The following is a 24,267-nucleotide window of genomic DNA, read 5'->3' on the forward strand; positions in this document are numbered from 1 at the left end:
GTCTGACATGGGCACTTCCCCGGCGTCAATATTTGTCAGGACATTCTGATGTCCGCTAGCCTCGTTCCAAAGCGATCAGTCACTGAGCCGGGAGAAGGCATGGGCACTCGACTCGACATCGACCTCGATCGCTCCAGCCCGGTGCCGCTCTACTTCCAGGTGGCCGAGCAGATCGCCGAGGCGATCCGCCGGGGCGATTTGGTGCCCGGGTCGCGGCTCGACAACGAGATCCTGCTCGCCGACCGGCTCGGGCTGTCGCGCCCGACCATCCGCCAGGCCATCCAGTATCTGGTGGACAAGGGCCTGCTCGTGCGCAAACGCGGCGTCGGCACCCAGGTGGTGCACGGCCAGGTGAAGCGCACGGTCGAGCTGACCAGCCTGTACGACGACCTGCGCCGGGCCGGTCAGGAGCCGGGCACCAAGGTGCTCTGCCTGGAGCCCACCGGCGCCTCCGACGAGATCGCCGCGGTCCTCGGCGTGCCGCCCGGCACCGAGGTGCTGCGCCTGGAGCGGGTGCGCTACGCCGCCGGCGAGCCGCTGGCCCTGCTGCACAACTGGCTGCCGGCGGGTCTCGGGCCGCTGAGCGCGCAGGCCCTCGAGGAACGCGGCCTGTACGAACTGCTGCGTTCGGCCGGGGTGCGCATGCGGGTGGCCAACCAGCGCATCGGCGCCCGCGCGGCCACCCCCGCGGAGGCGCGTCTGCTGGACGAGCGCCGGGGGGCGCCGCTGCTGACGATGGTGCGCACGACCTACGACGACCAGGGCAGGGCCGTCGAGCACGGCTCGCACGTCTACCGGGCCTCGCACTACTCGCTGGAGGTCACGCTGATCGAACGCTGAGGGGCGGTCTCGGCCGTCTCGCCGGTCTCGGCCGTCTCGCCGGGCTCGGACATGCGACCGGCGCGGCGCTTGATGTACAGCGTGGTGCAGCAGCCGAACAGCACGGCGGCGACCAGGCCGACCCACGAGAAGCCCTTGAGCCAGCGGTCGGCGACGATGCCCAGGTAGTAGATGACGGCGGTGGTGCCGCCCGCCCACAGGACCCCGCCCAGGACGTTGGCGATCAGGAACCGCCAGTAGGGCATGCGCAACGCCCCGGCCAGCGGCCCGGCCAGGATGCGCAGCAGCGCGATGAAGCGGCCGAAGAACACCGCCCACATGCCCCACCGGTCGAAGGCCTTCTCGGCCTTGGCGATGTGCCCGGGGCCGAAATGCTTGGGAAAGCGCCTGGCGAGCCGGTCGAACAGCGGCTGCCCGCCCTTGCGGCCGATGGCGTACCCGATCGAGTCGCCGATGATGGCCCCGGCGCTCGCGCACACCCCGACCCACACCGGGCTGACGACGTGCTGCGCCGACAGCAGCGCGGCGCTGACCAGGACGATCTCACCGGGCAGCGGGATGCCGAGGCTCTCGACACCGATCACCACGCCGACGATCACGCAGATCCACAGCGGGGGGATCGCCTGGAGCCATTCCTCGACATGCATGGCTCACACTTTATGCGGTGGGATGCCCTCTCTTTGCGTGCGCGGGAAACATCGGGGACTTCTAAGGGAGATCCCTGAGGGCCGCGTGGGCGGCCTCGCGCATGGCCGCGTGGACGCGGGCGTTCTCCGCCCGGTCGGTGCGCACCTCCACGATGCGGGGGCCCTCTCCCCGGATGGCCTTGGGCAGGTCGCCGATGGAGGACAGCAGGGTGTGCGGGGTGCCCGTGGCGGCGGCGAGGTAGGACAGGTTCACCCCGTGCGGGGTGCCGAAGACCCGCTCGAAGGAGTCGGGCAGCGCCGCCTGCGGCAGCAGCGAGAAGATGCCGCCGCCGTCGTTGTTGACGACGACCAGGCACAGGTCGGGCCGGGGCTCGCGCGGGCCGAGCACCAGGCCGTTCTGGTCGTGCAGCAGGGTCAGGTCGCCGATGAGGGCGTAGGAGGGCCCGTTGTGGGCGAGCGCGGCGCCCATCGCGGTGGACACCAGCCCGTCGATGCCCGAGGCGCCGCGGTTGGCCAGCAGCCGCACACCGCGCCGGGGGCGCATGGCCTGGTCGAGGTTCCTGATGGGCATGGAGGACCCGCAGAACAGCAGGGCGTTGTTGGGCAGCGCCTCGGCCAGGTCTCTGGCCAGGCGCGGCTCGCTCAGCTCGGCCTCGTCCAGCACGGCGTCGACGGCGGCGCGCGCGGCGGCCTCGGCGGCACGCCAGGACCACAGCCAGCCGTCGTCGCCGGCCGCGACGGGGATCTCCACGGCCTGGGCGACCTGGGTGGCCGAGCGGGTGGGGTCGGGCCAGTGGGACAGGTCGGAGGCGACGACGATGTGCTCGCGCGCCTGCGTGAGCCACGACAGCAGGGGGCGCGACAGGCTGGGCCGGCCGAGCGTGACGACCACGTCGGGGCGGTGGGCGTCGGCGAACTCGGGGGCGCCGAGCAGGAAGTGGTAGGCCGAGATGGCGTGGTCACCGTACCTGGCCCCGCCGGTGGGCTCCGACAGCACCGGCCAACCGGCCATTCCGGCGGCGGCGACGTAGCGGCGCACGTTGGAGGCGCCGTCGCCGACCACCAGGACGCCGCGGCGGGTGGGCGAGACGTGCAGGCCCGCCGAGGGCGGGGCCACCCGGGCGCGCACCCAGGGCCCGGACGCGCCGCCCTCCAGCGGCTCGCACCAGGAGGTGTCGCCGTCGGGGACCAGCGGTTCGCGGAAGGCCACGTTCAGGTGGACCGGGCCGGGGTCGCCGGGCCCGAGGGCGCGCTGGTAGGCGCGGCCGGCCAGCGACCGCCAGTACGCGACCTGGCCCGGCCGCTCCTCGGGCACGCCGATCTCGCTGAACCAGCGGACCGACGACCCGAACAGCTTGATCTGGTCGATGGTCTGGCTGGCCCCGGTGGCGCGCAGCTCGGGCGGGCGGTCGGCGGTCAGCACCAGCAGCGGGACGCCCGACTCGTGGGCCTCGATCACCGCGGGGTGGAAGTTGGCGGCGGCGGTGCCGGAGGTGCACACCAGCGCGACCGGCCGCTCGGACCTGCGGGCCAGGCCCAGGGCCAGGAACGACGCCGACCGCTCGTCGATGCGCACGTGCAGGCGCACGCGCGGGTCGCCGTGCGCCGCGATGGCCAGCGGCGCCGAGCGGGAGCCGGGAGCCAGCACCACGTCGGTCAGCCCGCAGCGCACCAGCTCGTCGACCAGGACGCCGGACAGCGCGGTGGCGGGGTTCACCTGCCCTCCTCGGACGGGACCTGCCGGGCGGCCCGCCCGGCGGGACGGGCGCGCGCGGGAAGGGGGAAGGCCCTCATCTAGGGGCGGCGCGGGAAGCGGGAGAAGTCGGGGCGGCGCTTCTCCTTGAAGGCGTCGCGGCCCTCCTGGGCCTCTTCGCTCATGTAGTACAGCAGGGTGGCGTCACCGGCGAACTGCTGCATGCCGGCCGCGCCGTCGCTGACGGCGTTGATGGCGCCCTTGAGCATGCGCAGGGCCAGCGGCGACTTGTCCAGCATCTCGCGGCACCACTGGACGGTCTCCTCCTCCAGCCGCTCCAGCGGGACGACCGTGTTGACCAGGCCCATGTCCAGGGCCTCCTGCGCGTTGTAGAAGCGGCACAGGTACCAGATCTCGCGGGCCTTCTTCAGCCCCACGGTCTCGGCGAGCAGCCACGCGCCGTAGCCGCCGTCGAAGGAGCCGACCTTGGGGCCGGTCTGGCCGAACACGGCGTTGTCGGCGGCGATGGTGAGGTCGCAGCAGACGTGCAGCACGTGGCCGCCGCCCACGGCGTACCCGGCGACCATGGCGACGACCGGCTTGGGCAGGCGGCGGATCTGGATCTGCAGGTCCAGCACGTTGAGCCGGCCGATGCCGTCGGGGCCGACGTAGCCGTCGTCGCCGCGGATCTTCTGGTCGCCGCCGGAGCAGAACGCCTCGGTGCCGGCGCCGGTGAGGACGACCACGCCGACCTCGCCGTCGTCGCGGGCGGCGTTGAAGGCGTGCTGGAGTTCGAAGAGGGTGGTCGGGCGGAAGGCGTTGCGCCGCTCGGGGCGGTTGATCGTGATCTTCGCGATGCCGTCTGCCGTCTCGTAGATGATGTCCTCGTAGTCACCGGACCGCTTCCAGTCGACAGTGCTCACGGTCACGCTCGCTCCTCCACTCACCTGCGCGTCGCCCGGCAGGGCACGGCCGGGACCCCTCTCATCGGGACTAACCTTACGACCGTGAGTGAGCGTCCTGTGCACGCGGTGGTCCTCCCTCCCGGTCCCGACCTGTTCGGCATGGTTCGCCGGGCGTTGCTCGACGGCGGCCCCGCCGTGCTGCCCCTGGCTCCGGAGCTGCCGGCTCCGGCGCTTCGGGAGGCACTGGAGGCGCTGCGCCCGACCCATGTGGTGACCGCCGGCGGCGTGCGGCCGCGGGAGGGCGGGGTCCCCGCGTCCGGGGACACCGCGGTGATCATCGCGACGAGCGGCTCGACGGGCGTCCCCAAGGGGGCCGAGCTGACCGCCGGCGCCCTGACCGCCTCGGCCGCGGCCTCGCTGGCCCGCCTCGGCGCCCGGCCGGGCGAGCGGTGGCTGTGCTGCCTGCCCGTCTCGCACGTGTCGGGGCTGGCGGTGCTGGTGCGCTCGCTGCTGGGCGGCGCGGCGCCCCTGATCCACGAGCGGTTCTCGCCCGAGGCGGTGGCCGCCAGCGGCGCCGACCACGTGTCGCTGGTCCCGACGCAGCTCAGACGCTTGATCGACATCGGCGCCGACCTGTCGGCCTTCCGCACGATCCTCCTCGGCGGCGCCGCCCCGCCGCCCGGCCTGCTTGCGGAGGCGCGCGCCGCCGGAGCGCGCGTGGTGACCACCTACGGCATGAGCGAGACGTGCGGCGGGTGCGTCTACGACGGCGTCCCGCTGGACGGGGTGGGCGCCGCGGTCGGGCCGGACGGGCGGGTGCGCCTCTCCGGGCCCGTGCTGTTCTCCGGCTACCGGCTGCGCCCCGACCTGACCGCCGCGTCGCTGCGGGACGGCTGGTACCTCACCTCCGACCTCGGCACGCTGGAGGAGGGCCGGCTGCGCGTGGCCGGCCGCGCCGACGACGTGATCAACACCGGGGGGCGCAAGGTGGTCGCCGGGACGGTGGCGGGCGTCCTGTCCGGCCATCCGGGGGTCCGCGACGCCGTCGTCGTCGGGCGGCCGCACCACGAGTGGGGCGAGGAGGTCGTCGCGGTGGTGGTGGCCGCCGACCCGGCCGCTCCCCCGGCGCTGGGTGAGCTGCGCGCCCTGGTGAAGGAGCGCCTGCCGGGGTACGCGGCGCCGCGGGCGCTGGCGGTGCGCGACCGGCTGCCGCTGCTGCCGAACGGCAAACACGATCTTGTCGCCATACGACGCGATATTTCCGGGTTTGGTGGCGCAAGAGAGGTTCGTTGACCACAATGTCGCGTCGAAGGGGAACCGTACGCCGCATCCAGCGCGTCATACCGACAGCAGTGGATCTAGGAAGGACGCCTTGATGAACCCAACCCGCAAGATGTGGATCTCCGCCGGAGTGGTGGGAGCGGTCCTCGTCGGGGGGATATCCGTCGCGGCCGCCGCCGCCACGGGACGGGTCGAGTCCGAGAAGGCCGGCCGGACGAGCGAGAGCTCGACGACCTACGCTCCGGGCGAGGCACCCGGCCAGATCCCCGGGCCCGACGTCCCGGCCAACGCGGAACCCACGAGCGCGCCGTCGGTCTTCGTCGACGACCAGATGAACCGCGATCCCAAGAAGGTCGCCGAGTACTGGACCGAGAAGCGCCTGGAAGAGGCCGAGCCTCTCCCCATCCCCGTGATCACCGGGGAGAAGAAGCCCAAGTAAGGCCGCACGAGCCGTCGCGGGAGGCGGGCCGCCGTACGGCGGCCCGCCTCCTCGTGTGCGGGGCCGGTCCCCCGCCGCGCGGGCCCGTTCCGCACCGAGGTCCCGGCCGATCGGACGGCGGGGAGCGCGGGGAGCGCGGGCCGCGCGGGGCCCGCGCGGCCGGGGCGATCGGCGGCCTGCCGTGTGGGACGGGCGATCGCGGGCAGGGGGGTCCAGAGCCCGACCGACGCCGACGAACGGAGAGACCGTGCAGCCCCCCGACACCGCGCGGCCGGGACGGCCACCGGCGGCGACCTGCGCGCTCTCGCGGAGGATCTCCCGGCGGGCGTGCGCAGTGCGGGAACAAACCGCGCCGCCTGACGTTATTGATACTGGTGCGCCGAACCTCGAACGCCGCGCCATCCCAAGACCGAAATGACGACTCCGTGACGGAGGAGGTGTGCTCATGCCCCGAACTGCCGCGGCGACCTCGCCATCGCGCGAGGCGACCCCGACGACGCTCGCTCAGGTCCTCGACCGAGGGCGAGCGCAAGGTCACCTTTCCCTCGCGGAGCTCCGCGAGGCGTTCTCGTCAGCGCAGATCAGCCCGGCCAAGGGTCGCTCGATCTTGCGCGAGCTCACCGAGGCCGGCGTGAGCCTGGCCGCGGAGAACGACGCCGCCCCTGGCGGCCCGGCGCGAAGGACCCGTAAGAGCACCGCAGTGAAGACTACCGCGAAGAGCGCAATGACACGCACCAGCACGACCGCGGACCCGGCGGCCACCGCCGAGGGCTCCGAGGGCACCATCACGACCCGCCGCCGCCACGCCACCCGCCGGACCACGCGCCCGGGCGGGGAGGCCCCGCCGGTCTCCCCCGCCGCCCCGGCGGCGCCCGCGCCGTCCCGGCCCCCGGCGGCCGAGGAGACTCCCGAGCACGAGGACGGCTGGAGCGAGCCGGACGAGAGCGAGCTGCAGAACGAGCCGCTGGACCTGGACGACCAGTCCTCGGTCATGGGCGACTCCGTGCACACCTACCTCAAGTCGATCGGCCGCCGCACCCTGCTGACCGCCGCCGAGGAGGTCGAGCTCGCCAAGCGCATCGAGGCCGGCCTGTACGCCGAGTACAAGCTGGAGAACGACCCCTCCCTCAGCGCCGCCCGGCGCGAGGACCTCGAGTGGGTGGCCGAGGACGGCAGGCGGGCCAAGGACCACATGCTGGAGGCCAACCTGCGCCTGGTGGTCTCGGTGGCCAAGAAGTACACCGACCGCGGCATGGCCCTGCTCGACGTGGTGCAGGAGGGCAACCTCGGCCTGATCCGCGCGGTGGAGAAGTTCGACTACTCCAAGGGCTACAAGTTCTCCACCTACGCCATGTGGTGGATCCGGCAGGCGATCCAGCGCGGCTTCGCCGACTCGGCCCGCACCATCAGGCTCCCGGTGCACGTGCTGGAGATGCTGTCCAAGCTGTCGCGCATCGAGCGCGACATGCACCAGCGGCTCGGCCGCGAGCCCACCCCCGAGGAGCTGGCGGTGGAGCTGGACAAGACCCCCGACCAGATCGAGGAGCTGCTGCGCACCAGCCGCCAGCCGATCAGCCTCAACGCCACCATCGGCGAGGACGGCGAGACGACCATCGGCGACCTCATCGAGGACGTCGACGCTCCGGAAGCCTCCGAGGTCGTCGACCGGCAGCTGCTGGGCGCGGAGCTGCGCGGAGTGCTGGGCAACCTCACCCCCCGCGAGGCCAAGATCATGGCGTTGCGCTTCGGCCTGATCGACGGCAAGCCGCACACCCTGGACGAGATCGGCAAGCACCTCGGGCTCACCCGCGAGCGCATCCGCCAGCTCGAGAAGGAATCGCTGTCCAAGCTGCGCCACCCGAGCAACACCCGTCCGCTGCTCGACTGGGCCAGCTGACCGCTGCTCGATCGGTCCGGCCGGCCGCGGCGCCGGACCACCGGCCCGCCCGGCACACGCGCACGGCCTCCGCCCACCCGGGCGGAGGCCGTCGGCGTCTCAGCGGGTCAGCGCGCGGCGGCGAAGGGGCGCGGCACGCGGGCGATGCCGGTCAGCCGGTTCTCCTCGCGCAGCGTGCGCAGCCTGTCGACCTCGGCGGTCCACTTAGCGCCCTCGGGCGTCGCGACGCCCTTGCGCCGGCGGATGCGGTCGTCGTAGGCCTTGACGCCGAGGGTGGCGCGCTGGGCGGCCTCGGCGGCGCGCAGCGCGTCGGACAGCGCGCGGTCATAGGCGAGCCCGGCCGCCCGGAGCTCCTCGGCCCCGGCGCCGGCGGCCTGGGCGCGCCGCAGCCCGCCCTCGGCCTCGCGCGCCTTGTCCAGCAGCTTGGGGAAGCTCTTTCCGACCTCCTGGTCGGCGTGGTGCCTGACCTCCGCCTCCCGGCTCACGCTCGGACGGAAAAACGCCATCGCCTGCCCTTTCTCAGCACATCGCCGGTGATCCGGCGTTCCTCGCTCGCCATAGCGTACGCCGCCCGGAGCACCGGCCTCGCCCCGGCGTCCCCGAGTGAGGGCGGACGGCACGGCGCGGCGCCCTTTACAAAGTAAGCCATGGTCGGGATCATGCCTGGTATGCCAGCGAAGCGACCTCCGGTCCCCCTGTCCCGCGAGCGCATCATCGAGGCCGCCCTGCACATCGCCGACGGCCAGGGGCTGCGCCGCCTCACCATGCGCCGCCTCGGCGACGCCCTGCAGGTCGAGGCGATGGCGATCTACCACCACCTGCCCCGCGGCAAGGAGGCGCTCATGGACGCCCTCGCCGAGCACGTCACCACCGTCACCGTCGAGCCGTCCGACGGAGGGTGGCGGGAGGTCGCCCGCGCCTGGGCCCACGCGGGCCGCGCGGCCCTGCTGGAGCACCCCGGGGTGCTGGCCCTGGCCCTGACCAAGCCGCCGCAGGGCACCGCGCTCATGGCGATCCGCGAGCAGGCCGAGCAACTGGCCACCGCGGGGTTCGGCGACCCCGCCCGCGCCGCCCAGGCCGTGCGGACGCTGCGCGCGTACGTCATGGGCAGCGTCGCGGTGGAGATCCAGCGCTCCGGCTGGGCCGCCCCTCCGGAGGAGGCGCAGGACGAGCAGGACGGACGGCTCCCGGCGCCGGCGGCCACCCGGGCGGAGCCCGCCGAGGAGGCCGCGGCGGCGTTCGAGCGCGGGCTGGAAGCCCTGTTGAGAGGGCTTCCCAGCTCGTAACCGTTCGTTTATCCATTCGGCGGCGAGTCGTGCTTGGACCGTTATCTCACCTGGGGCAGGCTTGTGTCGCAGGTCACAGCGCCGGATCAGCCTTCCGGGCCCCCGCGGACCCCCTAATCGAAGGTTCCAAACCGTCCCAATGGGCTATGTCGTACGCGTGTGACCCGCAGCACACTTACTCTGTAGGTGTGCGTTAGCGCACACTGTCAACAGCAGAAGCGCTCGTCCCCGTTCGGCGGGGACATGGGGGAATCGGCGCGGGGCAGCGGTGCCTGGCGATGACGCCCCCGCGAGCCCCAGACCGAGAGAGAAAACCGGAGGCACGCCAATGTGCCCGCATGAGCCGTCCTGTCCGACCACCAACGCGCCGGACCGCGAAGCCGCCCGCACGATCGCGGCGCACCCCGAGCAGGGGTGGAGCCTGCTGTGCAACGGCATCGTGCTATTCGAGGACACCGGGGAGCTCCTGCCCGACGGCGCCATCATCGCCCCGCACCGTCCCACCGACCTGGCCATAAGCGCGGCCTGACCTTCACGCGAACCGGGGGCCGAGCCATCCGGCCACGACCTCGCCCACCCGGGCGGGGTTTCTGTTGAGGTCATGTCCCTCACCCGCGAGCACCACCAGGCGTGCAGCGTCCGCCTGATCGGGGACTCCGAAGCGATCACGGTCACCGCTGACCACCAGCACATCGACGCCCGCCTCGCGAAGCTCCTGCGCACGCGAGCGGCCGGGGTTCCCGGGCGGGTGCAGCGGGAAGGCCAGTGCCACCACCGCCTCCGCGCCGACGGCGCGCGCCGTCCGGCAGGCCACCCGCGCTCCGTTGCTCCGGCCGCCCTGCACCAGGGCCAGGCCGGGAAACCGTTCTCCGAGCGAGGCCGCCAGCGCGGTCCACGCCTCGTCCTGCCTGGCCGGCGACCCCGGCGCCCGGGCGCCCGCGACCCTGAACGGCTGCAGCACCCGCGCCACCGTGCCGCCGATCGCCACCACCGCGTCCCGGACGGCCAGCAGGTCGGGCGAGTCGACCCCGCCCGCCGACCCGTGGGTGAGCAGGAACAGGAACCTCGGCGCGGGCGCCTGGTCGACCTCCACGATCGCCGCCCCCCGCGGCGTCATGATCCGCATGGCCGACACGGTACTCGGGGACCAGCCCTCTACTTCTCACGGGGGATGCCGCCGCCCGGTGTCTGTGCCAGATTAAGGGGGTGCCGGATAATTCATTGCCCCGTGACGAGCTTCGCGCCACCGTGGAGGCCCGCCGGGACCTCGGTTCCGACTACGAGCAGGCGCTGATCGAGTCGTTCCTGGAGAAGATCGACTCGACGATCGAGTCCCGGGTGCGGGCCGAGGTGGCCGCGCAGAACGGGTACCCCCTCCAGCCCGGCCCCGGCGGGCCGTACGCGGCGCCGCATCCCGGCCCGGGCAAGCAGCCCAGGCAGGTCGACGCCACGATCCCGATCGCGCTCGGCTCGCTCGGCATCGGCATCCCGCTGACCGCGATCGCCGCCGGGCAGGCCGGGCCCGCGGGGCTGTTCCTGGCCTGGACCGGCATCATCATGGTCAACGTCGCCGCCGCCGTCGGCCGCAGACGCCGCTGAGGCCTGGGCCGGGGCGGCTACTGGGAGGGGGCGGTGTCGTCGCGGGTGAGGCGGAGGCGCACCTGGTCGGCCACCGTCTCGTCGGGGTGGCCGAGCCCGTACGCCCACACCTGCTCGGCGTCGGCGTCCCGCCCGCGCAGGGGCAGCGTGCGGGCGAGCAGTTCGACGGCGAGAGCGACCCCGTCGGCGTCGCCGTCGCCCTCGGCGGCCGCGGCGAACTCCCCGCAGGCCATGTCGAGGTGGGCCATGCCGAGCAGCACCCGCAGGCGCCCGGGGTCGGCCACCTCGGGCAGCTCCAGGGCGTCGAGGAGCAGGTCGGCGGCCTCGCCGGGCTGCCCGTCCTCCAGCAGGTACTCGGCCAGGCGCTGGGCCGCCTCGGAGCAGGCCCGCGGGTCGCGGGTGGCCAGGGTGGCGCGCAGGGCCGCCTCGGCGGCGCGGTCGTCGCCCTGGGCTTCGGCGATGCGGGCCAGGGCCAGGTGGGCGCCGGGAAGGTAGGCCGGGGTGCCGACGCCGATCACGGCCTGCCAGGCGGCGCGGGCCTGGTCGGCCATGCCTTCCTGCTCGAACCCGCGCGCCAGGTGGCAGGCCGCCTGGGCGGCGTACTCGGGGTGGCCGGTGGCCAGGGCCGTGCGCGCGGCCGCCCTGGCGCCGGTGAGGTCGCCACGGCGCTCGAGGACCAGGGCGAGGCCGACGGCCGCCTGGGCGCGGTCGGCCTCGCGCTCGTCGGAGGCCAGCGCGGCGAAGATCTCGGCCGCGGCCTCCAGTTCGCCGCTCTCGGCGAGCCTCCGCGCGTCCTCGATCCGCCGGCCGGACTCGACCTCGTGCGCCGCCATCGGGACCTCTCCTCCGCCTCGGGAATCCCGGCCTCGCGACGCGGGCGCGCCGTCGCGCGCGACATATTATGCCGATCCAGGCGGAGCGCCGAGGGCGGTCGCTCAGTCTTCGTATGCCTCCAGCGGGGGGCAGGCGCAGACCAGGTTGCGGTCGCCGTAGGCCTGGTCGATGCGGCGGACCGGCGACCAGTACTTGTCCTCCCGCAGCGACGGCAGCGGGTAGGCCGCCTCGGCACGGGTGTAGGGGTGCTTCCAGTCGTCGGCCAGCAGGCACGCGGCGGTGTGCGGGGCGCCCCGCAGGGGGTTGTCGGCCCGGTCGTGGCGTCCTGAGGCGACCTTGGCGATCTCCTCGCGGATGGCGACCATGGCGTCGACGAAGCGGTCCAGCTCGGCCAGGTCCTCGCTCTCGGTCGGCTCGATCATCAGCGTGCCGGCCACCGGGAAGGACATGGTGGGGGCGTGGAAGCCGTAGTCGATGAGCCGCTTGGCGACGTCGTCGACGGTGACGCCGGTCTCCTTGGTGATCGGGCGCAGGTCGATGATGCACTCGTGGGCGACCAGGCCCTCGCGGCCGGTGTAGAGCACCGGGTAGTGCGGGGCCAGGCGCCGGGCCAGGTAGTTGGCCGACAGGATGGCCTGCTCGGTGGCCGCCTTGAGGCCCTCGGCGCCCATCATGCGGATGTAGGCCCAGGAGATGGGCAGGATGCCCGCCGAGCCGTACGCCGCGGCCGAGACGGGCCCGACGGCCCCGTCGGCGCGCTCTCCCAGGGGGTCGCCGGGCAGGTAGGCCGCCAGGTGCGAGCGGACCGCCACCGGGCCGACGCCGGGGCCGCCGCCGCCGTGCGGGATGCAGAAGGTCTTGTGCAGGTTGAGGTGGGAGACGTCGGCGCCGAAGGACCCGGGCTTGGCCAGGCCGACCAGCGCGTTGAGGTTGGCGCCGTCGACGTAGACCTGGCCGCCGGCCTGGTGCACCCGCTCGCAGATCTCGGTGATGGTCTCCTCGTACACCCCGTGGGTGGAGGGGTAGGTGACCATGATGGCCGCGAGCCGCTCGCTGTGCTTGTCGATCTTGGCGATCAGGTCGGGGACGTCCACGTTTCCGTCGTCGTCGCAGGCCACGACCACCACGCGCATACCGGCCATGACGGCGCTGGCGGCGTTGGTGCCGTGCGCCGAGGACGGGATGAGGCACACGTCGCGCTCGCCGTGGCCGTTGGCCCTGTGGTAGGCGCGGATGGCGAGCAGCCCGGCGAACTCGCCCTGGGATCCGGCGTTGGGCTGCAGGGAGACCGCGTCGTAGCCGGTGACCTCGGCCAGCCAGCCCTCCAGGTCGCCGATCAGGCGCAGGTAGCCCTCGACCTGATCGGCCGGGGCGTAGGGGTGGACGCCGGCGAACTCCGGCCAGCTGATGGGCTCCATCTCGGTGGTGGCGTTCAGCTTCATGGTGCACGAGCCGAGCGGGATCATCGACCGGTCCAGGGCGATGTCCCTGTCCTGGAGCCTGCGCAGGTAGCGCAGCATGGCGGTCTCGGAACGGTGGGAGTGGAACACCGGGTGCGACAGGTAGCCGGTGGTGCGCAGCAGCCCGGCGGGCAGGGCGTCGGAGGCGGAGGTGTCCACGTCGTCCAGCACGACGCCGGTCACGCCGAACGCCTCCCAGACGGCCTGGAGGTGCGCGCCGGTGGTCTTCTCGTCGCAGCTGACGCCCACGTGGTCGGCGTCGGCCAGGCGCAGGTTGACGCCGCGGTCCAGGGCCGCCGCGACGACCTCGGCGGCGCGGCCGGGGACGCGGGCCAGGACGGTGTCGAAGAAGTCGTCGTGGACGACCTCGACGCCGCCGTCGCGCAGGCCGGCGGCCAGCACGGCGGCGTGCCGGTGGGTGCGCTGCGCGATGCGCCGCAGGCCCTCGGGGCCGTGGTAGACGGCGTACATGCCGGCGATCACCGCGAGCAGCACCTGGGCGGTGCAGATGTTGCTGGTGGCCTTCTCCCGGCGGATGTGCTGCTCGCGGGTCTGCAGGGCCAGACGGTGGGCGGGGCGCCCGTCGGCGTCCTGCGACACCCCGACCAGCCGGCCGGGCATCTGCCGCTGGAGCCCTTCACGCACGGCCATGTAGGCCGCGTGCGGCCCGCCGAAGCCGAAGGGGACGCCGAAACGCTGGGAGGAGCCGATGGCGATGTCGGCGCCCAGGGTGCCGGGGGCCTCGACCAGGGTCAGGGCCAGCAGGTCGGCGGCGGCGACCACGAGCGCGCCGCGGGCGCGGGCCTGGGCGGCCACGGCGCGGAAGTCCTTGAGCCGGCCTCCGGCGCCGGGGTACTGGACCAGCAGGCCGAACAGCTCCCCCTCCGGCAGCCCGGCGGCCAGGTCTGCCTCGACCAGCTCGATGCCGAGCGGCTCGGCGCGGGTGGCCAGCACCGCCTTGGTCTGCGGCAGGGCGTCGGCGTCGACGACGAACACCGGGGACTTGGCGCGGCCGGCGCGGCGGGCCAGGGTCATCGCCTCGGCGGCGGCGGTGGCCTCGTCCAGCAGCGAGGCGCCGGCGACGTCCAGCCCGGTCAGGTCGGACACGACGGTCTGGAAGTTGAGCAGGGCCTCCAGGCGGCCCTGGGAGATCTCCGGCTGGTAGGGGGTGTAGGCGGTGTACCAGCCGGGGTTCTCCAGCAGGTTGCGCCGCACGACCGCCGGGGTGATCGTGTCGTGGTAGCCCAGGCCGATCATCGAGGTGGGCACCTGGTTGCGGGCGGCCAGGGCGCGCAGCTCCGCGAGCGCCTCCTCCTCGCTCGCGGCGGGCGGCAGGTCGAGCGGCTCGCCGGAGCGGATGGCGCCGGGGACGGCGACGGCGATCAGGTCGGCCACCGAGGCGTAGCCCACGGCCTCCAGCATGCGGGCCTGCTCGGCGTCCGACGGGCCGATGTGCCGGGTGGCGAAGGGCGGTGCGAAGAGGTCGCGAAGCGGTGACCGATCGGTCATGGGGCCCTCCTACAAGGGGTAGAGACCGGCGCTGAGCGCGCGCGTATGCCGGATCTCCCCCTCTGTCAGCGCGACATCCTCATCGCGACCTGAGAGCTTCATCCCCTGGCAGGGGATTTGCACCGTCGGTGAGACACGCCTGGCGGGCACGCCTACTTTCCAGAGTCGCCTCGCCTGTGCGGTACGTGGGCCTGAGAGATTCCGGGGAGGTTGCTCCTTCGGCGCCCGGGGTCACCCGCCGGCGCCGCAGGTGGTGCGGTGCCGGCCCGTGCCCGGGTCTCTCCCGCACAGGGTCAACAGCTTTCCCGGTAATCGTACCGTCCCGCCCCGAGTAGGGAGTTACCCCTACATTTCGGAAATTGCCATGTTTTATCCCTGTAGGGCGGGTATGTAGGGACCCCGACCACCCCGTAGATCTTCTGGGATATGTGCGACAGCCCCCGGCCCTCCTCGGCGGAGGGACACTCCCCGTCCCGGCCCTCCGGCCTCAGCCCGTCTTGCGGGCCTTCCTGCGCTTGGCCAGCTCGTCACCTGGGTGGTCCTCCAAGGAGTCCCGGCCGGCCGGCTCCGCGCGTTCCCCCGGCAGCTCCGCCAGGGAGCCCTCGACCTCGCGCCACACGCCGCCGAGGGCGATGCCGAACACGCCCTGGCCGCCCTCGAGCAGGTCGATCACCTCGTCGGCCGAGGTGCACTCGTAGACGCTCACCCCGTCGCTCATCAGCGTGATCTGCGCCAGGTCGTTGACCCCGCGCTCGCGCAGGTGCTGGACGGCGGTGCGGATCTGCTGGAGCGACACCCCGGTGTCCAGGAGCCGCTTGACCACCTTGAGCACGAGGATGTCGCGGAAGCTGTACAGCCGCTGGGATCCCGACCCCTGCGCCGCGCGAACCGACGGCTCGACGAGCTGGGTGCGCGCCCAATAGTCGAGCTGACGATAGGTGATGCCGGCCGCCGAGCACGCCGTCGGGCCGCGGTATCCGACGTCGGCGGGCAGAGACGCCGGCCGCTCGTCGAACAGCAGGCCCTGCTCGCCCGCGCGTTCCCGCGCCGACTGCCGCTGGACTGGATCGTGCTGGCCGGCCGTCTTGCCCTCGCCGCTGCTGACCGCCACTGCGGACCTCCGGCTTCCTCTCATCCCACGGTCTGATCTGGGGGTTCGTGAATTACAACCGTGGGTTCCCTTGCACCGTAGGACTGGCGCGATGCTCAGTCAACGATCCCGCCCGGCGCGTCGTGAAGCGTAAATGCCCGAAATGGCTAACCCGCACGGCCGAAGTCCTCGGGCGTGATCGTGTCAAGGAACTCGCGGAACTTCTCGACCTCGTCCTCCTGGTCATCCGGGATGATCACACCGGCCTCGCGCACGACGTCCTCGCTCGCGAAGATGCTCGCACCGGTGCGCAGCGCCAGCGCGATCGAGTCCGACGGCCGGGCGCTCACCTCCACCCCGTTGGAGAACACCAGGTCGGCGAAGAAGATTCCGTCACGCAGCGCGACGATGTTCACCGCCGTCAGCCGCACGCCCAGAGCCTCGATCACGTCCTTGAACAAGTCGTGGGTGAGCGGCCTGGGGGGCGGCTCCTCCGCCTGAGCCAGCGCGATGGCCGTGGCCTCGGTCATCCCAATCCAGATCGGCAGGTATCGCTCGCCCTTGGCCTCCTTGAGCAGGACTATGGGCTGGTTGGAGGGCATCTCGACACGGACCCCCACGACCTCCATCTGCAACACAGGCTGCTCCGTCTCATCGGGTCGCCGCCCCGCTCCGGGCCCGTTCCCTCGCGGCTCTCGGCTCGCGGCGTGACCATCGCCGCAAAATTCAACGTAACATCCCCGCACCCCGAAATGTCCGGGCGGCTCCGTCAGCGGCCCAGAATGCCGCGCAGGCCGGTGCGGACCAGGGCGGTGTGCAGGTCCTGCAGCAGACCGGACAGCTCTCGCGCGGTCTCCTCGGCGCGGCCGGCGGCGCCCGGCGCGCGGCGCCGCAGCAGCGGAGCCACGGCCTGCTCGACCAGCCCGGCCTCCCGCTCGGCGGCGGCCTTGAGCACCCGCAGGTGGCGCGGATGCAGGCCGAACCTCGCCAGCGCGCCCGAGGCGCGGGCGACGGTCAGAGCCTCGGCGTCGTACCACCGGGCCACCGGGGTGAGCAGGCCGAAATCCTCCAGCTCGGCGAGGGTCTCCTCCTCCAGCCCGGCGGCGGCCAGCAGTTCGGCGCGGCTGAGCCGCACCTCGGCCACCGGCGCCTCCCCGCCCACGGCGCGCGGGCGGCCGGCGCCGTCGGGATCGGCGGTGTCCAGGTGGTCCTTGATCACGCGCAGCGGCAGGTAGCGGTCGCGCTGGGCGGTGAGGATGTAGCGCAGGCGCTCGACGTCCGCATGGGTGAACTTGCGATACCCCGAGGGGGAGCGCTGGGGCTCGATGAGCCCCTCGCCCTCCAGGAAGCGGATCTTGGAGACGGTGACGTCGGGGAAGTCGGCCCGCAGGACCTCGAGGACCTCCCCGATGCTCATGAACGCCCTCGCCGCCTGCGCGCCCATCACCGCACCTCCTCACCCACGCGTGAGGAACACCAGCCGGAATTTGCCGATCTGGACCTCGTCGCCGCCCGACAGCGGCAGTTCCTCGATGCGCTCGCGGTTGACGTAGGTGCCGTTGAGGCTGCCGACGTCCCGGGCGGTGAAGTAGGCGCCCCGCCGGTAGAACTCGGCGTGCCTTCGCGAGACGGTGACGTCGTCCAGGAAGATGTCGCTCTCGGGGTGACGGCCCGCCGTGGTGAGATCGCTGTCGAGCAGGAAGCGGCTCCCGGCGTTCGGCCCGCGCATCACCACCAGCAGGGCCGTACCGGGCGGCAGTTGCTCGACCGCCGCCCGATCGGGGATGAGCGTCTGGCCCGTCGCCTCGCCGTCCATCGCCTCGATCCCGCTCAGGGAGATCGTGGAGGTGGTGTCCCCCGGCGTGTTCTCGACGCGGCTCAACGGCGACCCGCACCGTGAGCAGAAACGGGCGTCCTCAGGGTTGGCATTCCCGCACTGAGTGCAGTAGACGCTCGGCATCGATCGGCTCGGCCTCCTACCGCGAAGTCGCGGCGACGGTGCTCTGGGCGGCGTGCCTCGGATCTTCGCTTCTCATGGTTGCTCAGACTGCGAATGCCGCAACTTACGCTGATGAGTCGCAAAGGTCAAGATGAGGGCAGGCTCGCGGGTTCGGACATGCTTGTGACGCGGGCTCACTCGGGTCTGGCAGGCGGGGGGCTCGCTCGGATTCACGGCGCTCGCCCCTCGTTCTGCTGTCGACTCGGCTCGCCGCGCCGGTCCAAAGTTACCGTCCAGGCAGCCCTCCGGTCCATGCGCCGCGCCGTTCGAATGTGACCCGAATCGCTGGTTTCGCGGCAGAACGTCGCCCGTGGTCAGGTGCCGACGGCGTGCTCCACGACCCGCGCCCAGCGCTCCAGGAGGCTCTGGGCGACGTCCAGGTCCTCCCCCTCGGCCCACAAGTGCGTCACGGCCTCGGTGGGGTCGGGCAGGATGAGGGCCCAGCCGCCGTCCTCCTCCACCACCCGCACGCCGTCGGTGGTGTCCAGGCGGTATCCGTCGGCCGCCTCCACGACCGACCGCATGACCGCCCCCTTGGCCGCCCACGGCGTCGGCACGGTGCGCTTGAGCATCTTGGCCTGCGGGATGCGGGCGTCGATCTGGCTGAGCGACAGGCGCGTGCGCGCCACCAGGCCGAGCAGGCGCAGGAACGCGGCCAGGCCGTCCACCGTGGGGGCGAACTCCGGGACGATGAACCCGCCCCGCCCGTCGGCCGCGAAGATCAGCTCGGGGTCGGCCGCCGCCGTGGTCAGGGCGTCCAGGGCCGTGGAGGTCCACTCCACCTGGGCGCCGTGGAAGCGGCACACCTGCTCGGCCACGCGGGTGGTGGTCACCGGCAGCGCGACCCGCCCGCCGCGCCGCTCGGCGGCGACCAGGTCGAGCACGACGAGCTGGGCGCGCTCCTCGCTGATGAGCTGGCCCATCTCGTCGACCAGCGAGACGCGCTCGCCGACCGGGTCGAAGCGCACGCCGAACGCGGCACGGGAGGAGGCGACCAGCTCGGCCAGGCGCTGCAGGTCCCTGCGCCGCTCGGCCAGCGTCTCGGTCGGCGAGGCGTCGTCCAGGCGGTTGTTCACGGTCAGCACGTCCACGCCGACGCGGCCGAGCAGGCTCGGCAGCACCAGGGAGGAGGTGCCGCCGGCGCAGTCGATGACGACCTTCATCTCGGCGTCCCGCACGCCCGACATGTCCACCCAGCGCAACAGCTCGCGGGTGTAGTCCTCCACCGCGCGGGCCGGGAAGCTCAGCTCGGCGATCTCGCCGGGGAAGGCGCGCCGGAACTCCTGGCGGGAGAAGACACGCTCCAGCTTGCGCTGGGCTCCCTGGGACAGGTCGGCGCCGTTCTCGTCCATGAAGATGATGTCGACGCTCTGCGGGTCGCCCGGGGTGGTGCGCAGCGCGATGCCGCCCGAGGCGGTCTCGTTGGAGGTGTGGAAGCGGGCCACCGGCAGCGGCGCGGCCTCCAGGTCCAGCACGTTGATCGCGCTCGCGGTGAGCGCGCTGATCACCGCCCGCTTGAGCGCGCGGGCGGCCCGCGAGGAGTCGCGGGAGGTGATGACCGAGGCGCCCTTCTTCAGGGTGGTGGCGTAGGCGCTGGCCAGCCGCACGCACAGCTCGGGGGTGATCTCGACGTTGACCAGCCCGGAGACGCCGCGCGGCCCGAACAGGCTGCGCTGGCCGCGCGACTCCCAGATGACGCTGGTGTTGACCACCGCGCCCGCCTCGATCGTCTTGAACGGGTAGATCTTGACGCCGGAGGAGACGTAGGCCTCGGCCTCGATGACGCACTCGTCGCCGACGACGGCGTTCTCCTCGATGCGGGCGCCGGTCATCACGTCGGTGTTCTTGCCGATGACGCAGCCGCGCAGGTGGGCGCTCGGCCCGATGTAGACGTTGTCGTGGACGACGGCGCGGTGCAGGAAGGCCCCCTCCTTGACCACGACGTTGTCGCCCAGCACGGTGTACTCGCGCAGCTCGGCGCCGGCCTCGACCTTGGCGTAGCCGCCGATGTACAGCGGGCCCTTCAGGATGGCGTCGGGATCGACCGAGGCGCCCTCGGCCACCCAGACCCCCGGGGAGAGCTCGAAGCCGTCGGCGTCCAGCCGCACCCGTCCCGACAGGGCGTCGGCCTGGGCCTTGAGGTAGCTCTCGTGGGTGCCGATGTCCTCCCAGTAGCCGCCGGCGACGTAGCCGTACAGCGGGGCGCCGCGGGCCAGGAGGCTGGGGAACACATCGCCCGACCAGTCGACCGGCACGCCGGGGGCGACCTCGTCGAGCACCTCGGGCTCCATCACGTACACCCCGGTGTTGACGGTGTCGGAGAAGACCTGGCCCCAGGTGGGCTTCTCCAGGAAGCGCTGCACCCTGCCGTGCTCGTCGACGATGATGATGCCGAACTCCAGCGGGTTCGGCACCCGCTTGAGCCCGATGGTGACCAGGGCGCCGTTCTCCTCGTGGAACCTGATCATGTCGGTGAGGTCGATGTCGGTCAGCGCGTCGCCCGAGATGACCAGGAAGCGCTCGTCGCGCAGCTTGTCGGCGGCGTTCTTCACGCTGCCGGCGGTGCCGAGGGGGATCTCCTCGGTGGCGTAGTGCAGGCTCATGCCGAGCTCGTCGCCGTCCCCGAAGTAGTTGCGCACCAGGGCCGCCAGGAACTGCACGGTGACGACGGTCTCGGTGAAGCCGTGGCGCCGCAGCAGGCGCAGCACGTGCTCCATGATCGGCCGGTTGACCACGGGGAGCAGCGGTTTGGGCTGGTTGGCGGTCATCGGCCGCAGCCGAGTGCCTTCCCCGCCCGCCATCACGACGGCCTTCACAGATCACCCTCCGGCTGTCTCGTCACGGTGGGCACACGGTCAGGCTCGCGCGGGCACTCGCCGCCGGGACCCGCCGGGGCGCGCCCCACGACCGCTCATGCCCGGCTCGCCCCTCCGATGAGCCGTCGCCCCTGAACCACGTACAGCGCCCCCGCCCACCAATACAGACCTGTTCCCCATATGGCAAAGGCCCATCCCATGATCCGGGCCATGTCGGCGTACCAGCCGTCGTGGGAGGCCAGGAACAGCAGCGGGAAGGCGTAGAGCAGGCAGGCGGTGGCCGCCTTGCCGAGGAAGTGGACCGGCAGCGCCGGGCCGAAGCCGTGCCTGCGCAGGACGGGCACGCCGAGCATGAGCACCACGTCCCTGCCGATGATCAGCGCGGCCAGCCACCAGGGCATCACCTCGCGCAGGGTCAGGCCGATGAGCGTGGCCAGGATGTACAGCCGGTCGGCGACGGGGTCGAGCAGCCTGCCGAGCCTGCTGGTCTGGTTCCACGCCCGGGCGAGCTTGCCGTCCAGCCAGTCGGAGAAGCCGGCCAGCATGAGCAGCACCAGCGCCCAGCCGTCGGCCTTGGGCCCGAGCACCAGCCAGAGGAAGACCGGCACGCCGAGCAGCCGCAGCATGCTCAGGATGTTCGGAACCGTCCAGATGCGGTCCTCCGCCGATTTCACCCGTGACTCTCCCCTCGCGAACCTGGTGCCGACCCTACCCGGGTGCGACGGCGGGCGGCGGCGGGGGCGAGCCGTGCCGTCCGGGCGCGGCGCGCCTCGCGGTGGCCGTATCGTGGGGCCGCGGTCCTCCGCGCCGCCCAGGCGGCGAGACGGGCATATTTCCGGCAAAGACGGCATCCTCCTCAGGGCGGAGATGGCATCCTCCAGGGGACCATGAGATCGGCCGGACGGCGGAAGCGAGCGGACCGTTTTGGGGCTTAATGTCAGTGCCATGGCCAACGATGCAGCACTGTTCTTCGGGCAGTTCGTCAAGGCGCCCGGCACCACGGGGGCGGTGGCGCCCAGTTCGCGCCGCCTGGCGCGGGCCGTCTCCGCGCCGGTGCCCGAGCGCGGTGACCCGGTCATCGTCGAGCTCGGCCCGGGGACGGGCGTGTTCACCGAGGAGATCCAGCGGCGGCTGGACGGCCGCGGGCACCATCTGGCCATCGAGATCAACCCCGCGCTCGCCGCGCGGCTGAGTGACCGCCACCCCGGCGCCAAGGTCATCGTGGCCGACGCCGTGACCCTGCCCTGCCTGCTCGCCGAGCACGGTCTGGACCGCGTCGACGCGGTGGTCAGCGGCCTCCCCTGGGCGGCGTTCCCGGCCCGGCTGCAGGACCGGCTGCTCGGCGCGATCACCGAGACGCTCGCCCCCGACGGGGCCTTCACCACCTTCGCCTACGTGCACGCCCGCACGCTACCGCCCGCGATCCGCTTCCGCCGCCGCCTGCTGGAGGCGTTCGAGGAGGTCGTGCCCAGCCGCACCGTCTGGGGCAACGTGCCGCCGGCGTTCGTCTACCACGCCCGCCGGCCGCGCCGCTGACCCACCGCTCCCCCGGCCGCGCCGTCCGCCCGCTCCCCCGCGCGTGGGCGGCGCGTCCCGCCGATCATCCTGTTCCCGCGGCGCGGCCCCCTCGCCCGCGCACCGAACGTCGTTCTACCATGGGCGGCCGACGGGATAGGAGTGATCAAGGTGGACTTCACGCTTCCGGAGAGCGCCCGCGAGGTCCAGCGGGGCGTCGCCGCGATCTGCGCGCGCTATGACATGGACTACTGGCAGCGCTGCGAGGCGGAGAAGCGGTGGCCCGAGGAGATCTGGGCCGAGCTGGCCAAGGGCGGCTGGCTCGGCCTGGCGGTGCCCGAGGAGTACGGGGGCGGCGGCCAGGGCCTGCTGGAGCTCGCCGTGGCCACCGAGACGCTGTCGGCCTCCGGCTCGGCCGGCGGCTCGGCGTTCACCTACGTGCTGACGCCCGGCTTCGGCGCGCTGACCCTGGCCCGCCACGGGACGGCCGAGCAGAAGGCGGAGCTGCTGCCCAAGCTCGCCACCGGCGAGGCCGAGACCTGCTTCGCGCTCACCGAGCCGGACGCCGGGTCCAACTCCCTGGCCATCTCCACCTTCGCCCGCCGCGACGGCGACGAGTACGTGGTCAACGGGCAGAAGATCTGGATCACCGGGGTCCAGCGGGCGAGCCGGATGCTGCTGGTGACCCGCACCATCCCCGCCGCCGAGGCCAAGCCCCGCACCAACGGCCTGACGGTCTTCCTGGTGGACGTCCCCGAGGCGGTGGCGGCGGGCAGGCTGTCCTACCGCCCGATCCCCAAGATGGGCGCCAACACCACCCCGTCCAACATGGTCTTCATCGACGACCTGCGCCTCCCGGCCACCAGCGTGGTCGGCCAGGTGGACCAGGGCGCCCTGGTGCTGTGGGACATCCTCAACCCCGAGCGCATCCTGCTGGGCGCGAGCGCGCTCGGCGGCGCGGAGGTGGCGCTGCGCGTGGCGGTCTCCTACGCCAAGGAGCGGGAGGTGTTCGGCCGCCCCATCGGCGCCAACCAGGCCATCGCCTTCCCGCTGGCGCAGGTCAAGGCCAAGATCGAGCTGGCCCGGCTGATGCTCTACAAGGCGGCGTGGCTGTTCGACCGGCGGCTGCCGTGCGCCACCGAGGCCAACATCGCCAAGCTCGCCGCCTCGCAGGCCGCGTGGGAGGCGGCCGACCACGCCTTCCAGACCCACGGCGGCATGGCCTACTCGCTGGAGTACCCGGTGGCCCGGCTGCTCGCCGACGCCCGCGTCGGCCGGGTGGCGCCGGTGACCGAGGAGCTTCTGCTCAACTACCTGGCGACGCAGGTCCTCGGCCTGCCCCGCAGCTTCTGACGCCCCACAGGCGCGCTTCCGACGCCCCCCGAGTTCGCTCGCCGACGCCGCGGCGCCCCCGCCGGGGCGTCAGGGCATGGCGGCCTCGACCAGGGCGTCCACCAGGCGGTTGTCGTCAGCGCGCTCAGGGTGCCACTGGACGCCCACGCAGAACCGGTGGCCCTGGAGCTCCACCGCCTCGATGATCTGGTCGTCGGCCCAGGCGATGGCCAGCAGCCCGTCCCCGAGCCGCCGCAGGGCCTGGTGGTGCGGCATGGCCACCTCGATGCGGTCGCCCACGGCCTTGCCCACCTTGCTGGACACGCTGACCTGCAGGACGTGCGGCGCCGAGGCGGCGTGCCGCTCGTGGTGCACCGCGTCGGGCAGCCACGGGATGAGCGTGCCGCCCAGCGCGACGTTCAGGATGTGCATGCCGCGGGCCACGCCGAGGACCGGGATGCCGGCCTGGATGGCAGCCCCGGCGAGCGCGATCTCGAACCGGTCGCGCCGCGGCTCGGGCTCCTCCACCCGCTCCTCGCGCTCCTCGCCGTAGGAGGCGGGGTCGACCTCCACTCCGCCGGCCAGGATCAGCCCGGACAGACCCCGCACGTAGCCGTCTATCGCTCCCAGGCTCAGCGGGGGGACCAGCACCGGGGCGCCTCCGGCCTTGTCCACCGCCTTGGCGTAGGCGGGAGGCGACAGCACCGCCTCGCGCACCCAGGTGCCCCAGCGGGCGGCGTCGAAGTAGGTGGTGATACCGATCAGTGGTCGGGACATGCGGTCTCCAGGGGCTCGCGCAAGGTCGTACCGCTGAGCCGCAGCGGCACCCAGCCCGTTTGCAGTGGCGCACCCATCATGGCGCACAACATTTCGGGTATGTCACGTATCCCGGTATCAGTCACGTCACTTCCACATCTTCTGTCCCGTTCGCCCCATCAGTATCACGCAGGACCGTCCGGCGGGGGCCATCCTCGTGCCGGCCGGCGACGACCGTCCGGCGGGGACGCCACGGAGCCGCGGAGCGGGACGCACGGGTCTTGACCAGGCTTGTTCGGTCACCGGGAATGGCGGGTAAAAGTGAATGCGATTCCTTTTCATATCTCTTCCCCTATTTCCGGATCGCCG

23 protein-coding genes and 1 riboswitch are annotated in these 24,267 nt (G+C 72.7%); of the genes, 9 read left to right on the forward strand and 14 right to left on the reverse strand.

The window, feature by feature from the left end; genetic code table 11:
• Window positions 1-99 precede the first annotated feature (99 nt).
• A complete protein-coding gene (locus ACFQSB_RS21935; protein WP_380828736.1) occupies window positions 100-840 on the forward strand; it encodes a GntR family transcriptional regulator in 741 nt (246 codons plus the stop codon).
• Here the strand turns inward: ACFQSB_RS21935 and ACFQSB_RS21940 are convergent.
• From ACFQSB_RS21940 to menB, 3 genes are all read right to left on the reverse strand, one after another.
• The gene (locus ACFQSB_RS21940) at window positions 807-1,487 is read right to left on the reverse strand and encodes a DedA family protein (protein WP_380828737.1); all 681 of its coding nucleotides are present in this window, start codon (window positions 1,485-1,487) and stop codon (window positions 807-809) included. The two genes, ACFQSB_RS21935 and ACFQSB_RS21940, sit on opposite strands and share 34 nt — an antisense overlap.
• A gap of 61 nt (window positions 1,488-1,548) precedes the next feature.
• Window positions 1,549-3,204, reverse strand: a complete 1,656-nt coding sequence (menD, locus tag ACFQSB_RS21945; protein ID WP_380828738.1) for a 2-succinyl-5-enolpyruvyl-6-hydroxy-3-cyclohexene-1-carboxylic-acid synthase — start codon at window positions 3,202-3,204, stop codon at window positions 1,549-1,551.
• Between the two features lie 77 nt (window positions 3,205-3,281).
• Window positions 3,282-4,103, reverse strand: a complete 822-nt coding sequence (menB, locus tag ACFQSB_RS21950; RefSeq protein WP_354921000.1) for a 1,4-dihydroxy-2-naphthoyl-CoA synthase — start codon at window positions 4,101-4,103, stop codon at window positions 3,282-3,284.
• A 141-nt stretch (window positions 4,104-4,244) separates the two neighbouring features.
• Here menB and ACFQSB_RS21955 point away from each other — a divergent pair, with 141 nt between their 5' ends.
• The 3 genes from ACFQSB_RS21955 (at window position 4,245) to ACFQSB_RS21965 (ending at window position 7,702) form a co-directional block, all read left to right on the forward strand.
• Window positions 4,245-5,378, forward strand: a complete 1,134-nt coding sequence (locus tag ACFQSB_RS21955) for an AMP-binding protein (RefSeq protein ID WP_380828772.1) — start codon at window positions 4,245-4,247, stop codon at window positions 5,376-5,378.
• An 82-nt stretch (window positions 5,379-5,460) separates the two neighbouring features.
• Window positions 5,461-5,805 carry a hypothetical protein gene (locus ACFQSB_RS21960; RefSeq protein ID WP_380828739.1) on the forward strand — a complete coding sequence of 115 codons (345 nt, stop codon included), beginning with the start codon at window positions 5,461-5,463 and terminating at the stop codon, window positions 5,803-5,805.
• Window positions 5,806-6,250: 445 nt separating this feature from the next.
• The gene (locus ACFQSB_RS21965; RefSeq protein WP_380828740.1) at window positions 6,251-7,702 is read left to right on the forward strand and encodes an RNA polymerase sigma factor; all 1,452 of its coding nucleotides are present in this window, start codon (window positions 6,251-6,253) and stop codon (window positions 7,700-7,702) included.
• A gap of 107 nt (window positions 7,703-7,809) precedes the next feature.
• Here ACFQSB_RS21965 and ACFQSB_RS21970 read toward each other — a convergent pair whose 3' ends face one another.
• A complete protein-coding gene (locus ACFQSB_RS21970; RefSeq protein WP_380828741.1) occupies window positions 7,810-8,187 on the reverse strand; it encodes a hypothetical protein in 378 nt (125 codons plus the stop codon).
• 183 nt (window positions 8,188-8,370) lie between these two features.
• On the opposite strand from ACFQSB_RS21970, the gene ACFQSB_RS21975 reads away from it, so the two are divergent.
• Both ACFQSB_RS21975 and ACFQSB_RS21980 read left to right on the forward strand, forming a co-directional pair.
• Window positions 8,371-8,988, forward strand: coding sequence for a TetR/AcrR family transcriptional regulator (locus ACFQSB_RS21975; protein ID WP_380828743.1), 618 nt, complete (start codon window positions 8,371-8,373; stop codon window positions 8,986-8,988).
• 328 nt (window positions 8,989-9,316) lie between these two features.
• Window positions 9,317-9,517: a DUF5999 family protein gene (locus ACFQSB_RS21980; RefSeq protein WP_354846532.1), complete on the forward strand. Its 201-nt coding sequence runs from the start codon at window positions 9,317-9,319 to the stop codon at window positions 9,515-9,517.
• Between the two features lie 3 nt (window positions 9,518-9,520).
• On the opposite strand, the gene ACFQSB_RS21985 is transcribed toward ACFQSB_RS21980, so the two are convergent.
• Window positions 9,521-10,114 (reverse strand): alpha/beta hydrolase family protein, encoded by a 594-nt coding sequence (locus ACFQSB_RS21985; RefSeq protein WP_354920666.1) that lies wholly within the window; start codon window positions 10,112-10,114, stop codon window positions 9,521-9,523.
• Between the two features lie 80 nt (window positions 10,115-10,194).
• On the opposite strand from ACFQSB_RS21985, the gene ACFQSB_RS21990 reads away from it, so the two are divergent.
• Entirely contained in the window at window positions 10,195-10,587 is a 393-nt protein-coding gene (locus tag ACFQSB_RS21990; protein WP_354920669.1) for a hypothetical protein, read from the forward strand.
• 17 nt (window positions 10,588-10,604) lie between these two features.
• On the opposite strand, the gene ACFQSB_RS21995 is transcribed toward ACFQSB_RS21990, so the two are convergent.
• From ACFQSB_RS21995 to ACFQSB_RS22030, 8 genes are all read right to left on the reverse strand, one after another.
• Window positions 10,605-11,420 carry a tetratricopeptide repeat protein gene (locus ACFQSB_RS21995; RefSeq protein WP_380828744.1) on the reverse strand — a complete coding sequence of 272 codons (816 nt, stop codon included), beginning with the start codon at window positions 11,418-11,420 and terminating at the stop codon, window positions 10,605-10,607.
• Between the two features lie 102 nt (window positions 11,421-11,522).
• The gene (gcvP, locus tag ACFQSB_RS22000; protein ID WP_380828745.1) at window positions 11,523-14,390 is read right to left on the reverse strand and encodes an aminomethyl-transferring glycine dehydrogenase; all 2,868 of its coding nucleotides are present in this window, start codon (window positions 14,388-14,390) and stop codon (window positions 11,523-11,525) included.
• Window positions 14,391-14,559: 169 nt separating this feature from the next.
• Window positions 14,560-14,686, reverse strand: a riboswitch (glycine riboswitch).
• Window positions 14,687-14,877: 191 nt separating this feature from the next.
• On the reverse strand, window positions 14,878-15,501 hold the full coding sequence (locus tag ACFQSB_RS22005; RefSeq protein ID WP_380828746.1) for a MerR family transcriptional regulator: 624 nt from the start codon (window positions 15,499-15,501) through the stop codon (window positions 14,878-14,880).
• 146 nt (window positions 15,502-15,647) lie between these two features.
• The gene (locus ACFQSB_RS22010) at window positions 15,648-16,118 is read right to left on the reverse strand and encodes a bifunctional nuclease family protein (RefSeq protein WP_354846547.1); all 471 of its coding nucleotides are present in this window, start codon (window positions 16,116-16,118) and stop codon (window positions 15,648-15,650) included.
• A gap of 131 nt (window positions 16,119-16,249) precedes the next feature.
• The gene (gene ftsR, locus ACFQSB_RS22015; RefSeq protein ID WP_380828747.1) at window positions 16,250-16,924 is read right to left on the reverse strand and encodes a transcriptional regulator FtsR; all 675 of its coding nucleotides are present in this window, start codon (window positions 16,922-16,924) and stop codon (window positions 16,250-16,252) included.
• Between the two features lie 12 nt (window positions 16,925-16,936).
• The gene (locus tag ACFQSB_RS22020) at window positions 16,937-17,440 is read right to left on the reverse strand and encodes an FHA domain-containing protein (protein WP_354846552.1); all 504 of its coding nucleotides are present in this window, start codon (window positions 17,438-17,440) and stop codon (window positions 16,937-16,939) included.
• A gap of 353 nt (window positions 17,441-17,793) precedes the next feature.
• Window positions 17,794-20,295, reverse strand: coding sequence for a sugar phosphate nucleotidyltransferase (locus tag ACFQSB_RS22025; RefSeq protein WP_380828749.1), 2,502 nt, complete (start codon window positions 20,293-20,295; stop codon window positions 17,794-17,796).
• Window positions 20,296-20,390: 95 nt separating this feature from the next.
• Window positions 20,391-20,969: a CDP-alcohol phosphatidyltransferase family protein gene (locus tag ACFQSB_RS22030; protein WP_354846558.1), complete on the reverse strand. Its 579-nt coding sequence runs from the start codon at window positions 20,967-20,969 to the stop codon at window positions 20,391-20,393.
• A 271-nt stretch (window positions 20,970-21,240) separates the two neighbouring features.
• On the opposite strand from ACFQSB_RS22030, the gene ACFQSB_RS22035 reads away from it, so the two are divergent.
• Both ACFQSB_RS22035 and ACFQSB_RS22040 read left to right on the forward strand, forming a co-directional pair.
• Window positions 21,241-21,831, forward strand: a complete 591-nt coding sequence (locus ACFQSB_RS22035) for a class I SAM-dependent methyltransferase (RefSeq protein ID WP_380828751.1) — start codon at window positions 21,241-21,243, stop codon at window positions 21,829-21,831.
• Between the two features lie 150 nt (window positions 21,832-21,981).
• Window positions 21,982-23,163 carry an acyl-CoA dehydrogenase family protein gene (locus ACFQSB_RS22040; protein ID WP_354846563.1) on the forward strand — a complete coding sequence of 394 codons (1,182 nt, stop codon included), beginning with the start codon at window positions 21,982-21,984 and terminating at the stop codon, window positions 23,161-23,163.
• Between the two features lie 69 nt (window positions 23,164-23,232).
• On the opposite strand, the gene ACFQSB_RS22045 is transcribed toward ACFQSB_RS22040, so the two are convergent.
• Window positions 23,233-23,919: a gamma-glutamyl-gamma-aminobutyrate hydrolase family protein gene (locus tag ACFQSB_RS22045; protein WP_380828753.1), complete on the reverse strand. Its 687-nt coding sequence runs from the start codon at window positions 23,917-23,919 to the stop codon at window positions 23,233-23,235.
• Between the last annotated feature and the right edge of the window lie 348 nt (window positions 23,920-24,267).

The organism is Sphaerisporangium rhizosphaerae (assembly GCF_042665155.1).
In the GTDB taxonomy this organism is placed as follows: Bacteria; Actinomycetota; Actinomycetes; order Streptosporangiales; family Streptosporangiaceae; genus Sphaerisporangium; species Sphaerisporangium rhizosphaerae.

Excerpts from the sequence above, each read along its gene's own strand:
- ACFQSB_RS21935 (WP_380828736.1), top strand. The coding sequence starts at position 100 with ATGGGCACTCGACTCGACATCGACCTCGATCGCTCCAGCCCGGTGCCG.
- ACFQSB_RS21940 (WP_380828737.1), bottom strand. The coding sequence starts at position 1,487 with ATGCATGTCGAGGAATGGCTCCAGGCGATCCCCCCGCTGTGGATCTGC.
- ACFQSB_RS21955 (WP_380828772.1), top strand. The coding sequence starts at position 4,245 with ATGGTTCGCCGGGCGTTGCTCGACGGCGGCCCCGCCGTGCTGCCCCTG.
- ACFQSB_RS21960 (WP_380828739.1), top strand. The coding sequence starts at position 5,461 with ATGAACCCAACCCGCAAGATGTGGATCTCCGCCGGAGTGGTGGGAGCG.
- ACFQSB_RS21965 (WP_380828740.1), top strand. The coding sequence starts at position 6,251 with ATGCCCCGAACTGCCGCGGCGACCTCGCCATCGCGCGAGGCGACCCCG.
- ACFQSB_RS21975 (WP_380828743.1), top strand. The coding sequence starts at position 8,371 with ATGCCAGCGAAGCGACCTCCGGTCCCCCTGTCCCGCGAGCGCATCATC.
- ACFQSB_RS21980 (WP_354846532.1), top strand. The coding sequence starts at position 9,317 with ATGTGCCCGCATGAGCCGTCCTGTCCGACCACCAACGCGCCGGACCGC.
- ACFQSB_RS21985 (WP_354920666.1), bottom strand. The coding sequence starts at position 10,114 with ATGCGGATCATGACGCCGCGGGGGGCGGCGATCGTGGAGGTCGACCAG.
- ACFQSB_RS21995 (WP_380828744.1), bottom strand. The coding sequence starts at position 11,420 with ATGGCGGCGCACGAGGTCGAGTCCGGCCGGCGGATCGAGGACGCGCGG.
- gcvP (WP_380828745.1), bottom strand. The coding sequence starts at position 14,390 with ATGACCGATCGGTCACCGCTTCGCGACCTCTTCGCACCGCCCTTCGCC.
- ftsR (WP_380828747.1), bottom strand. The coding sequence starts at position 16,924 with ATGGGCGCGCAGGCGGCGAGGGCGTTCATGAGCATCGGGGAGGTCCTC.
- ACFQSB_RS22020 (WP_354846552.1), bottom strand. The coding sequence starts at position 17,440 with ATGCCGAGCGTCTACTGCACTCAGTGCGGGAATGCCAACCCTGAGGAC.
- ACFQSB_RS22035 (WP_380828751.1), top strand. The coding sequence starts at position 21,241 with ATGGCCAACGATGCAGCACTGTTCTTCGGGCAGTTCGTCAAGGCGCCC.
- ACFQSB_RS22045 (WP_380828753.1), bottom strand. The coding sequence starts at position 23,919 with ATGTCCCGACCACTGATCGGTATCACCACCTACTTCGACGCCGCCCGC.